Consider the following 12176-nt stretch of genomic DNA (forward strand, 5'->3'; position numbering starts at 1 on the left):
GCCTCGATGCGTCAAGGATGAGATCCGCACCGCAGCGCACCTCCTCATGCGTGCGCGGAGCACTTCCTGTTTGGCCACCGCGCGGGGGATGACATCGGCATACCCAGATGCGTGAGAAGTCATGCCTGCCGGCGGGACTCCCGTACCAGCGGGAAGGGAAGGGTCTCCCGGATCGAGCGACCGGTCAGCAGCATGACGACCCGGTCGGCGCCGAGTGCCAGCCCGCCGGTGGGCGGCATCGCGTACTCCAGCGCCTGGAGATAGTCCTCGTCCATTTCGGCCGCCTCCGGGTCGGCCGCCGCCGCGTCCGCCAGCCGTCGCCGCTGCTCGACCGGGTCGGTCAGCTCGGAGCGGCCGGTGCCGATCTCGGTGCCGTACGCCACCAGGTCCCACCGCTCGACCAGCCGCGCGTCGGTGGGGTGCGCGCGGGCCAGCGGCGACACCTCGACGGGGAAGTCCACATAGAACACCGGTGCGGTGGTGCGCGCCGCCACCAGCCGTTCGTACATCTCCCGCAGCAGCGCGCCGCGATCCTCCCGCTCGCCACACGGCACGCCGGCCGCCCCGGCCATCCGCCGCAGCGTGGAGACGCCGGTGTCCGTCGACACATACTCGCCAAGCGCCGCGGAGAGCGCCTGGTAGAACGGTACGACCGGCCACTGGCCCGTCAGGTCGTACTCGATCGTCGTGCCGTGGGGCCCGGGGCGGTAGGCGACCGTCGAGCCGTACGCGGCAAGCGCCGCCCGCTGCACGAGCGTCTGCGCCAGCGCCCGCATGGTGCGGTGGTCGGCGTACGCCTGGTAAGCGGAGAGCAGCGTGAACTCCGGGTTGTGCTTGGCGTCCGCGCCCTCGTCGCGAAACGAGCGGCCCAGCTCGAAGACCCGCTCCACGCCGCCGACCGCGAGCCGGCGTAGGTAGCGGCCGGGGCCCACACGCAGGTACAGGCGCAGGTCGTAGGCGCCGGCCCGGGTCGTGAACGGCCGCGCCGCGTCGCCGGCCGGCACGCGTCGCAGCACCGGCGTCTCCACCTCCAGGTAGCCCCGGTCGATCAGCGTGTCCCGCAGGCTCCGCACCGCGGCGCTGCGGGCGCGCAGCACGTCCCGCGCCTCGGCGCTGGTGATCAGGTCGAGGTAGCGCCGGCGTACGCGCGCCTCCGGCCCGGCGAGCCCGTGGCGCTTGTCCGGGAGCGGGCGCAGGCACTTGGCGGTGAGCTGCCACGCCTCGGCGCGGACCGACAGCCCGCCCCGGCGGCTGGTCACCACCTCGCCGCGTACGCCCACGTGGTCGCCGATGTCCACCGTGGACCGCCAGGCGTCCAGGTCGTCGTCCACCATCACCTGGAGGTCGCCGGTCCAGTCGCGGAGCGTGGCGAAGCAGACGCCGCCGTGGTCGCGCATCAGCACGATCCGACCGGCGACCGAGGCCGTCTCGCCGGTACGCGTGTCCGGCGGCAGCCCCTCGTGCCGGATCGTCACCGCCACGGTGTTGTCGGTGCGCGGGAAGCCGGCCGGGTACGGGTCGATGCCCGCCTCGATCAGCCGCTCCCGCTTGCCGAGGCGGACCTTCGCCTGCTCGCACCGGTCCGGATCGGCGTCGGTGGCCGGCCCCGCGTCCGCCGTCGTCGCCGTGCCCGTCGCCACCAGCGCGGTGGGCACGGCCGCGGCCCGCCGGATCCGGGCCAGGTCGGCGGCGCCGGGCGCGCAGGCGTACCGAGGTGTCCACTGTGGCTGGTAGCGGGCGGTCCGCGCGTATCGCCCGTCGCCCTCGACCGCGACACCGAGCGACACCGCGTCGACGCGCAGCCGGGGCGCCGCCCGCATCAGCGCCGCCACCAGAAACTCGACCACGCCCGGGTCGGCCTCCGGATGGCGGGCCACCAGGTCGAGGCTCAGCCCGTGCCCGCCCCACGGCAGCAGCGAAAGCAGCGCCCGCGGCGCGCCCTCGCCGTCGCGCGCCTCGACCAGCACGCACCGGCCGTCGCCGGGGCCGCCCAGCCGACCGAGGGCGCCGGCACCGCCCCACGACCGGGCCAGCGCCGCGGCCACCTTCAGCTCCTCATCGGGTACGTCCGAGAGCCGGCGCACCTGAGCGGTGTAGCCGGCCCGCTCGACCCGGCTGACCGCCTGCCGTACCGGGCGCATGCTCCGCCCGTCCAGTGTGAACTCTCCGGTGTGGAGGATCGCCTCGTCGCCGGTGCGGGTCGCGACGAGCCCGGCCCGCGCGTACGCCACCGCGCCCTCCTCGCTCGCGCCCGTGACGGCCGGCGTCCACGCGTACGTACGCGCCTCCGCCAGCCACGCCTCGACCGCCGGCCCCCACGCCGCTGGATCGCCGATCGGGTCGCCGGTGGCGAGGCCGAGGCCGTGCACCACGCGGTATGACACGGCCGACTTGCCGGTGGGCGAGAAGGCGGCCAGGTGGTCCCGCCGGGTCGCGAGGTAGCCGAGCGAGTCGCGGTCGCCGTACCGGCTGAGCAGGCCCCGGATCCGCTCCTCCGCGGCGGCGGGCAGCACCGCGGAGGAGCGCTGGGCGCGGCGCAGCGTCCAGAGCGCGGCCAGCAGCGCGAGCGCGCCGGCCAGGCCGAGGAGGAGGTCGACCCAGCCGGGCGGCCGCGCGTCCCGGCCCGGGTCGACGACGGCGCCGCCGAGCACCTTCTCCGCCGCGTACGCGACGCGCTGCCCGGCCCCGCCCAGCTCGCCCGGTGCCGCCGTCACGAGCAGGTAGCCGAGCCCCACGCCGGCCGCCGCGAGCACGGCGAGGACGATCGCCGCGAAGCCGGGGCGGCCGGGGCGCATCCGGGCGGTGAAATCCCGCCGGGCGGCGACGAGTACGAGCAGCGCGAGCGCGGCGACCGCACCGTGGATGGCGGTGACCGTGCGGTCCCCGGTGCCGATGCCGGCCTCCGACAGCCAGCTCGCGGGGACGGCGACCAGCGCTACGCCGACCGCGACGGCCACGGCGAAGTAGGCGACCAGCACCGCGTACGCGATCCGCCGGCGTAGGGCGGTGGCGGTGGCGAGCAGGGCGGCGAAGGCGGCGTACCCCAGGTTGGCCGGGACCGGCACGAGCGGTGTGCCGAGGTCCCGCCGTACCTCGTCGGTGAAGACACCGGCCACGGCCGTGAGGGCCGCGATCACCGCGACCGCCCACAGGATGGCCGCGAAGAGCTGTGGAACGCGTGCCGCGCGGGGCCGGGGCGCGGCGGTCGCGGTCGTGGCGGGGGTCTCGGCACGGGTCAGGGGCGGATCCAGCGTGGCGGTCACGTCGCGCCTCCTACCGGCGGTGGCAGTTATGCCGATTATGGGAGTATTTCTCAGGAAAAGCCGGTGTTTCCGCGCACGCGGGGTCTGGGTATCTGGTGGCGGTGCGGTTGACGGTTGGCGTCGAGGAGGAGTTCCTCCTTCTGGACGCCGAGAAGAGCCAGGCGGCCCCGGCCGTCGACGCGGTGCTGGCCGAGGTCCCCGACGACCTGCGGGGGCAGGTCGCTCGGGAGTACCTGACCAGCCAGATCGAAATCAACAGCCCGCCCGGTCTCGACCTGCGGGCGCTGCGCCACTCGCTCGGGCTGCTCCGCGCCGGCATCGCGGGCGCGGCGGAGCGGGCCGGTGCGCGGGTCGCCGCGATCGGCTGCTGCCCGGTCACCGGCCCGGAGCCGCCGGTGGTGGACGAGCCACGGTTCCACCGGATGGTCGAGCGCTTCGGGGCGCTCTCGCCCGGGCCGGGGCTCAACGGCGTCCACGTCCACATCGGAGTGCCCGACCCGGACATCGGCGTGCGGGTGCTCAACCACCTCCGCCCCTGGCTCCCGCTGCTGCACGCGGCGACGACGAATTCGCCGTTCGCCGAGGGGCGGGACAGCGGATACGCGAGCTGGCGCTCGGTGATGTGGGAGCGGTGGCCCTCGGTCGGCCCGACGCCCTACCTCGAGTCGCACGAGCACTACGAGGACCTGGTGGCCCGGTTGGTCTCCTCCGGGGCCATGCTGGACGAGGCGATGCTGTACTGGTACGCCCGCCTTTCCGCCCGCTATCCGACCATCGAACTCCGCCTCGGCGACGTCTGCCCGACGCTCGACGACACGATCCTGGTCGCCGCGCTCGCACGCGGGCTGGTCGGCACGGTGCTCGCCGACATCGAGGCGGGCCGCCCGGCGCCCCGGATCGACCACCAGTTGCTGGCGGCGGCGCACTGGCGGGCCGCGCACGACGGCCTGGCCGGGCGCCTGGTCGACCCGGCCGACCAGCGCAGCCGCCCCGCCTGGCACCTCTTCCAGCGCCTCTTCGACACCGTCCGTCCCGAGCTGGAGCGCAACGGCGACCTGGAGCTGACGACCCTCCTCATGGGACGGTTGCGGGCGAGGGGCACGGGCGCCTCCCGCCAGCGTGCCGTGTACGCCCGGACCGGTGACATCGGCGCTGTGCTCGACCTCCTGACGCTGCCCGCGTCACCAGTCGCCTGAGGCGCCGCTCGTCAGCCGTCAGGAGGGCTGGCAGGTGGGGCACCAGTACGAGTTGCGCCCGGCCAGTCCCGAGCGCAGGACCTCGGTGCCACAGATCAGGCAGGGCTGGCCGGCGCGGCGGTAGACGTACACCTCGCCGCCGTGCCGGTCGACGCGTGGGGCCCGGCCCATCGCCTCCGGCATGTGGTGGCTGTGCACGGTGTCGATGCGGCCGCGGGTCACGCCCTCCTTCATCAGCTCGCACAGGTCGGTCCAGAGGTCGGCCCACTGCGCCGGGGTGAGGTGCCGGCCGGCGCGGGTCGGTGGGATGCCGGCGCGGAAGAGCACCTCGGAGACGTACACCAGACCGGGGCCGGCCACGATGGACTGATCGAGCAGGAGCGCGGCCAGCGGAGTTGTGCTGCGGCGCACACGGGCGTACGCGGTGTCCGGATCGGCGTCGTCGCGCAGGGGGTCGGCGCCGAGGCGGGCGCGGAGCGCGTCGGGGTCGTCGAGCAGCTCGCAGGCGGTCGGTCCGCGCAGGTCGATCCAGTGGCGCTCGGTGGTGAGGCGCATGCGCACCTGACCGACCGGCGGCGGGGCGGGCGCGTCACCGTCGCTGAAGACGCCGTAGAGCCCGAGGTGCACGTGCAGCGTCCGGCCGCCCTCGTAGTGGTGCAGCAGGTGCTTGCCGTGCGCCTCCGCGTCCAGCAGCACCGCGCCGGAGAGGCGGGCCGCGCCGGCGGCGAAGCGCCCCTGCGGGCTGGACACGGTGACGCGCTCCCCGGCGAGCAGCGAGCGATGCCGGGCAGCGAGGCGGTGGATGGTGTGGCCTTCGGGCACGGGTCGCAAGCATAGCCACCTGGTGGCGCGGGGCTTCTAATCTTGGCGGCGTGCGGGCACTGATCGGGCTTCTGGGCGCGTGGGCGATGGCCCTCGCGTTCGCGGGCCAGCCTGCCGAGGTCGCGGTCGCCGTGGCCGTTTCTCTCCTCGCGGTGGCCATCGCCGGCCAGGTCGCCGGCGTGCTGCGAGCCGATCCGCGGCGGGCGGTCGGTTGGGCCGCCGCGCCGGTGCGGGCCCGCGTCGGCGTGCCGCGTTACGTCGATCCGGACGCCGCCGGGCGTCCACGTCCCCGAGCACCTTCGGGCCACCTCTCCGCCGCCTGACTCCTGGTCCCGCCCTGGCGCGGGCCGGCGGGCGGCGGGCCACGCCGTCCTGTCCAGGTGTCGCCACCGAGGGGTCCCACCGTGCTCGACTACGTCGTCAACCTTGCCCATAGCGCCGTCTCCGCGATCTCCGCCGGGGTCGCGCCCGCTTTCGGCCCGGCCGCCACCGCCGTGGCCATCGTGCTTTTCACCGCCGCCGTACGGTTGCTGATCTCGCCGCTGAGCTGGGCCCAGATCCGGGGCGCCCGGGTCTCGCCGCTCGCCGGATGCCTGCCCGCGCTGGTTCAGGCGCCGTTCTTCTTCGTCATGTACCGCCTCTTCACCACGCCCAACGACCTGCTCGACGCCGAACTCGCCGGAGTGCCGCTCGGCCACCATCTCGGCGACGGGCTCGGCGGGGCCGCCGGACCCGTGTACGCCATCCTCTTCCTCCTGCTCGCCGTGCTGGCCCGGTGGTCGTCCCAGCGGATGCGGCGGGCCACCGCCGAGGTCGCGGTGACGGGGGCACCTGCCAGCGCGCGGCTGGCGGAGCTGCCGCCCGAGGCGCGGGAGGTGGCCGAGCGGACCCAGGAGCAGCTACGGAGGGTCATGCCGCTGCTGCCGTACGGCACGCTGGCGGTCGCCGCGTTCGTACCGCTCGCGGCCGGGCTCTACCTGGTCACCACGACCGCCTGGACCGGGCTGGAGCAGGGCGTGCTCCGCAGATATCGATGAGTGTTGACAATTTGTTGCGGCCCACGTAAAACTCTGTGAGAGCGCTCTCACGGCCCACTTTCCAACCCCCACAGAGAGGCCAGAAATGAGAGACAACGCGTACGCCGACGTGGCGTACCAGGGCACATCCAGACGCCGGCGCGGCCGCGTGCTGATCGCCGCGGCGGCGGTCTCCACCGTGGTCGCGGGCACGCTCGCGGTGACCATGAACGCCAACGCCTCATTGCCGCCCACCCCCTCCGGCTGGAGTCTCGTCTGGAGTGACGACTTCACCGGCGCGGCCAACACGTTGCCCTCCTCGGCCAACTGGATCATCGACACCGGCACGCAGTATCCGGGCGGGCCGGCCAACTGGGGCACCGGCGAGATCCAGACGTACACGAACAGCACCAGCAACCTCCGCCAGGACGGCAACGGCAACCTGGTGATCACGCCGCTCCGCAGCAGCTCCGGCCAGTGGACCTCGGCGCGGATCGAGACGGTGCGCTCCAACTTCAAGCCCCCGGCCGGCGGTGAGCTGCGCATCGAGGGTCGCATCCAGATGCCCAACATCACCGGTGCCGGTGCGGCCGGTTACTGGCCGGCCTTCTGGGCGCTCGGCTCGCCCTACCGCGGCCAGTACTGGAACTGGCCGGCGATCGGCGAGTTCGACATCATGGAGAACGTCAACGGGATCAACTCGGTCTGGGCGGTGCTCCACTGTGGAGTCAACCCGGGCGGCCCGTGCAACGAGACCACCGGCATCGGCGCCAGCCGCGCCTGCCCGGGCAGCTCGTGCCAGTCGGCGTTCCACACGTACCGCTTCGAGTGGGACACCAACCCGCAGCAGCTGCGCTGGTACGTCGACGGCCAGCTCTACCACACGGTCAGCCAGTCGCAGGTCGGCGAGCCGCACTGGACCAACATGACCAGCCACGCCGGCTACTTCATTCTGCTGAACGTGGCGATGGGCGGCGCCTTCCCGAACGCCGTGCCCGGTGGGCAGACGCCGACCGCGGCGACGGTCCCGGGCGTGCCGATGCTGGTCGACTACGTGGCCGTGTACCAGTCGGGCGGGGGTACGAACCCGACCACGCCGCCGCCGAACACCACGCCGCCGCCGAGCGGCTCGCGGGACGCGTACTCGCCGATCCAGGCGGAGTCGTTCAACGCGCAGAGCGGCCTCCAGACCGAGACGTGCAGCGAAGGTGGCCTCAACGTCAGCCACGTCGCGAACGGTGACTGGGCCCGCTACGACAACGTCAACTTCGGCTCGTCGGCCCCGCGCGACTTCGTGGCGCGCGTGGCGTCCGGTGCCGGCAGCGGCGTCAGCGGCCTCGTCGAGGTGCGGCTGGACAGCCCGACCGGCCAGCTACTGGGCAACTTCGCCGTGGCCAACACCGGTGGCTGGCAGAGCTGGCGGACCATACCCGGCGCGGCGGGCGGAGTGACCGGCACGAGAACGGTGTACCTGAAGTTCGCCAGCGGCCAGCCGGCCGACTTCGTCAACGTGAACTGGTTCCACTTCCGCAGATAGGAACCGCGGGCCGGGGCGGCGGCGTCGCCCCGGCCCGCTCCGCTCTCGGCCGTGGGCGCGGTGCCCCGGCCACGGCGTCCCGGCACAGACAATCTCCCAGGGGTCTTTACAGTTACTGTTAACAGTCCTAATAATTAGGCAACGTCTATATGGAGGTTGCCGTGTCCCGATCCAGAGCCCTGCTCATCACGCTCGCCATGGCCCTGACCGCCGGGGTCGCGGCGATCTGGCTGGCGCCGGCCGCATCCGCCGCGACGCCGACGGCGGTGTTCACGAAGACGTCGGACTGGGGCTCCGGCTGGGAGGGCAAATACACGATCACCAACGGCGGGTCCACCACGATCACGTCCTGGACGGTGGTCTTCGACCTGCCCGCCGGTACGACCGTCGGCACGTACTGGGACGCGCTGATGACCTCGTCCGGCCAGCGGTACACCTTCACCAACGGCTCCTGGAACGGCACGCTGGCGCCCGGCGCGAGCACGTCCTTCGGCTTCCTCGGCAGTGGCTCGGGGTCGCCGTTGAACTGCAGGCTCAACGGCCAGGCCTGCGGTGGTGGCACCACACCGACGACCGCGCCGCCGACCACGCGTCCGCCGACGACGGCACCGCCGACCACCGCGCCGCCCACCACGCGTCCTCCGACGACCGCGCCGCCCACCAGCCCGCCGCCCAACACCGGGCTGCCCAAGCACTTCCTCACCGGGTACTGGCACAACTTCGTCAACCCCGCCGTCGAGTTGCGCCTGCGGGACGTGCCCAACGAGTACGACCTGGTGGCGGTCGCCTTCGCCGACGCCACGAGCACGCCGGGCGCGGTCTCCTTCGGCGTGGACCCGGGGCTGGCGAGCGCACTCGGCGGCTACACCAACGCCGACTTCAAGGCCGACGTGCAGGCGCTCAAGGCGCGCGGCAAGAAGGTCATCATCTCGGTCGGCGGCGAGGCCGGCCGGGTCGCCGTCGCCGACTCGGCGGCTGCCACCAACTTCGCCAACTCGGTCCACTCGATCATCCAGGAGTACGGCTTCGACGGCGTCGACATCGACCTGGAGAACGGGCTCAACCCCACCTACATGGGACAGGCGCTGCGGACACTCCGCTCCCGCGTGGGCGCCAACCTGATCATCACGATGGCGCCGCAGACCATCGACATGCAGTCGACCGCCGTCTCGTACTTCCGCCTGGCGCTGGACATCCGGGACATCCTCACGGTCGTACATACGCAGTTCTACAACTCCGGCTCGATGCTCGGCTGTGACCAGGCGTTCGCGTACTCGCAGGGCACGATCAACTTCCTCACCGCGCTCGCCTGCATCCAACTGGAGAACGGCCTCCGCCCCGACCAGGTGGCCCTCGGCCTGCCCGCCGGGCCCGGCGCGGCCGGTGGCGGCGTGGTCGCGCCCAGCATGGTCAACCAGGCGCTCGACTGCCTGGCCCGCGGCACCAACTGCGGCAGCTTCCGGCCGCCGCGCACGTACCCCGGCATCCGGGGCGCGATGACCTGGTCGATCAACTGGGACGTCGCGAACGGCAACGGCTTCGCCCGCACGGTCAAGCCGCACCTGAACACGCTCCCGTAGGGGGACACAGTGAAGCGTCTACGACTCGTCACCCTCGTGGCGCTGTCGGTGGTGGCTGGCGCCGTCGCGGTGGCGCCGGCCAGCCCCGCCTCGGCAGCGACCGCGGCCTTCGTCCGCACCTCGAGCTGGGGCAGCGGTTACGAGGGCAAGTTCACCGTCACCAACAACACGTCCACGACGATCACCAGTTGGAACGTGCGGTTCGACCTCCCCGCCGGCAGCGCGATGGGCACGTACTGGGACGCGCTGCTCACCTCGTCGGGGCAGCAGCACACCTTCACCAACCGTTCGTGGAACGGCACGCTCGCGCCCGGCGGCACCGCCTCGTTCGGCTTCATCGTCACGGGCAACGGCGACCCGACCAACTGCACGGTCAACGGCGGCTCGTGCAGTGGCGGGCCGACCAACCCGGGCGCGCCGGGGACACCGGGCAACTTCCGGGTCACCGGTACGACGAACACCGGCATCTCGCTGGCCTGGAACGCCGTGAGCGGCACGGTCACCGGCTACCGCGTGTACGAGGGCTCGACCGTGCGGGCAACGGTCACCGGCACCTCGACCACGATCTCCGGGCTGGGAGCGTGCACGTCGCACAGCTATACCGTGGCGGCGTACAACTCGGCGGGGGAGTCGCCCCGCTCCGCCGCGGTCTCGGCCACCACGACCGGATGCACCGGTGGGGGCGGCGCGATGGCGGCGGCGCCGTACATCTATCCGGGCTGGGGCAACCCGCCGGCACCGTCCACAGTGATGAGTGCGACCGGGATCCGCTGGTTCACGATGGCGTTCATCCTCTCGGCCGGCGGCTGTACGCCCGGCTGGGACAGCGGACCGCTGACCGGTGGCGCGCACGCCAGCACGATCGCGGCGATCCGGGCGGCCGGCGGCGACGTGATCCCGTCGATCGGCGGCTGGAGCGGCAACAAGCTCGGGCCCAACTGCTCGACCCCGCAGGCCCTGGCGGCGGCGTACCAGCAGGTGATCAACACGTTCAACCTGAAGGCGATCGACGTCGACATCGAGAACTTCGACGAGTTCGAGAACTACACCGTGCAGGATCGCATCCTCGGCGCGATGAAGATCGTCAAGCAGAACAACCCCGGCATCAAGACGATCATCACGTTCGGTACGAACACGACGGGCCCGACCGCGGCCGGCATCCGCCTGATCAACCAGGCGGCGGCGCTCCAGGCCAACATCGACGTGTTCACGATCATGCCGTTCAACTTCAGCGGCGGCGCGAACATGTACCAGAGCACCGTCAACGCCGCGGAAGGGCTGAAGAACGCGCTGAAGTCGGCCTTCGGCTGGAGTGACGCGGTGGCGTACAGCCGCATGGGCATCTCCGGCATGAACGGCCTCTCCGATCAGCAGGAGCTGACAAGCCCGGCCACCTGGACGCAGATCCGCGACTGGGCGAAGGCCCGCGGCCTTGCGCGGCTCGCCTTCTGGGCGGTCAACCGGGACCGGCCGTGCCCCGGCGGCGGCGTGGTCTCCAACTGCAGCGGCATCTCCCAGTCGGACTGGGAGTTCACCCGGATCACGGCTGGTTTCTAGGTGTGTGGTGGGCGCCCGGAGTCTGCCGGGCGCCCACTCACCTTCGCGGTGAGCGCAGCGAGCTGTCTCTGATCTGGAGCTTGGTCTCCAGCGTGATAGTGGTCGGCGGGCGCTCGGGGTCGGCGATCCGCTGCGTGAGCAGGGCCGCCGCCTCCTGCCCCAGCTCGTACGTCGGCTGGGCGACCGTGGTCAGCGAGGGGCGCACGAGGTGGGCCCAGGGCACGTCGTCGAAGCCCACCACGCCCATCTGCTCCGGCACCGCGACGCGACTGTCTACCAGGCACTCGACGGCGCCGACGGTCATCAGGTTGTTGGCCACGAAGATCGCGTCGAGGTGGGGGCGGAGCCCCAGCAGCGCGGCCATCGCCCGGTAGCCGCCCTCCTCCCGGAAGTCGCCGTGCCACACCAGCTCTTCCTCGTACGGCCGGCCGTGCTCCTCCAGCGCCCGCCGGTAGCCGCGCAGCCGCCGCATCGCGGTGAAGACGCCGGCCGGACCGGTGACGCAGGCGATCCGCCGGTAGCCGGACTCGATCAGGTGCGTGGTGGCGAGGTAGGCGCCGTGCTCGTTGTCGACGAGCACGGTGTCGACGTGCGTGCCGCGCTGCTGGCGGTCGATCACCACGACCGGCACGCGCGCGTCGACGAGGCGGTTGACGTGCTCGGCCTTGCCGGAGGGGGAGATGATCACGCCGGCCATCTGCTCGGCGAGCGCGGCGTCGACGTACCGCCCCTCCTTGCCGGGGTCTTCGTCGCTGTTGCAGAGCACGACCGAGTAGCCGGCCCGCTGCGCCACGTCTTCGACGCCGCGTACGAGCGAGGTGAAGAACGGGTTGCCGATGTCGGAGATGATGACAGCCCACAGCGTGGTGCGGCTGCGCCGCAGGTTGCGGGCCACCGCGTTGGGCCGGTAGTCGAGTTCGCGCATCGCGTCGCGGACCCGCTCCGCCAGATTCGGGTCCACATTGGCGTGTCCATTGGCCACGCGTGAAACGGTGGCCGGTGACACCTCCGCCCGCCGCGCGACGTCGTAGATCGTCGCCATGGCACCTCCCCCCAGTCCCCGCTTGCCGCCCCCGATGATCGCAGAATGTGAGGGGACTCCGATGTCCCCGCCGTCCGCCCACGATAGGTTGTTCGGTCACGATTTCCGCACAGACGGTGAACGGCGAGCCTGTGCGCGGCCTTCGGGCGGCCGTTACTGACCG

At 72.5% G+C, this 12176-nt stretch carries 9 protein-coding genes; 6 read left to right on the forward strand and 3 right to left on the reverse strand.

Translation table 11 applies throughout. The features are described 5' to 3' along the window. Positions 1-119: 119 nt before the first annotated feature. Complete coding sequence (locus ACFFIA_RS23640; RefSeq protein WP_377253833.1) at positions 120-3263, reverse strand: lysine--tRNA ligase; 3144 nt, start codon at positions 3261-3263, stop codon at positions 120-122. A 101-nt stretch (positions 3264-3364) separates the two neighbouring features. On the opposite strand from ACFFIA_RS23640, the gene ACFFIA_RS23645 reads away from it, so the two are divergent. Then, a complete protein-coding gene (locus tag ACFFIA_RS23645) occupies positions 3365-4459 on the forward strand; it encodes a carboxylate-amine ligase (RefSeq protein ID WP_377253835.1) in 1095 nt (364 codons plus the stop codon). Positions 4460-4477: 18 nt separating this feature from the next. Here ACFFIA_RS23645 and ACFFIA_RS23650 read toward each other — a convergent pair whose 3' ends face one another. Further along, the gene (locus ACFFIA_RS23650; protein WP_377253837.1) at positions 4478-5281 is read right to left on the reverse strand and encodes an Fpg/Nei family DNA glycosylase; all 804 of its coding nucleotides are present in this window, start codon (positions 5279-5281) and stop codon (positions 4478-4480) included. 50 nt (positions 5282-5331) lie between these two features. On the opposite strand from ACFFIA_RS23650, the gene ACFFIA_RS23655 reads away from it, so the two are divergent. The 5 genes from ACFFIA_RS23655 (at position 5332) to ACFFIA_RS23675 (ending at position 10971) form a co-directional block, all read left to right on the forward strand. Further along, a complete protein-coding gene (locus ACFFIA_RS23655) occupies positions 5332-5604 on the forward strand; it encodes a DUF6412 domain-containing protein (RefSeq protein ID WP_377253838.1) in 273 nt (90 codons plus the stop codon). 81 nt (positions 5605-5685) lie between these two features. After that, the gene (locus ACFFIA_RS23660; RefSeq protein WP_377253839.1) at positions 5686-6318 is read left to right on the forward strand and encodes a YidC/Oxa1 family membrane protein insertase; all 633 of its coding nucleotides are present in this window, start codon (positions 5686-5688) and stop codon (positions 6316-6318) included. Positions 6319-6403: 85 nt separating this feature from the next. Continuing rightward, positions 6404-7834 (forward strand): carbohydrate-binding protein, encoded by a 1431-nt coding sequence (locus tag ACFFIA_RS23665; RefSeq protein WP_377253841.1) that lies wholly within the window; start codon positions 6404-6406, stop codon positions 7832-7834. Positions 7835-8031: 197 nt separating this feature from the next. Next, positions 8032-9414: a chitinase gene (locus ACFFIA_RS23670; protein WP_377253887.1), complete on the forward strand. Its 1383-nt coding sequence runs from the start codon at positions 8032-8034 to the stop codon at positions 9412-9414. A gap of 9 nt (positions 9415-9423) precedes the next feature. Next, positions 9424-10971, forward strand: a complete 1548-nt coding sequence (locus tag ACFFIA_RS23675; RefSeq protein ID WP_377253843.1) for a cellulose binding domain-containing protein — start codon at positions 9424-9426, stop codon at positions 10969-10971. A gap of 37 nt (positions 10972-11008) precedes the next feature. Here ACFFIA_RS23675 and ACFFIA_RS23680 read toward each other — a convergent pair whose 3' ends face one another. Next, the gene (locus ACFFIA_RS23680) at positions 11009-12013 is read right to left on the reverse strand and encodes a LacI family DNA-binding transcriptional regulator (protein WP_377253845.1); all 1005 of its coding nucleotides are present in this window, start codon (positions 12011-12013) and stop codon (positions 11009-11011) included. Positions 12014-12176 lie beyond the last annotated feature (163 nt).

This window comes from Phytohabitans kaempferiae (assembly GCF_042433955.1).
GTDB classification, from domain to species: domain Bacteria; phylum Actinomycetota; class Actinomycetes; order Mycobacteriales; family Micromonosporaceae; genus Phytohabitans; species Phytohabitans kaempferiae.

Excerpts from the sequence above, each read along its gene's own strand:
- ACFFIA_RS23665 (WP_377253841.1), top strand. The coding sequence starts at position 6,404 with ATGAGAGACAACGCGTACGCCGACGTGGCGTACCAGGGCACATCCAGA.
- ACFFIA_RS23670 (WP_377253887.1), top strand. The coding sequence starts at position 8,032 with ATGGCCCTGACCGCCGGGGTCGCGGCGATCTGGCTGGCGCCGGCCGCA.
- ACFFIA_RS23680 (WP_377253845.1), bottom strand. The coding sequence starts at position 12,013 with ATGGCGACGATCTACGACGTCGCGCGGCGGGCGGAGGTGTCACCGGCC.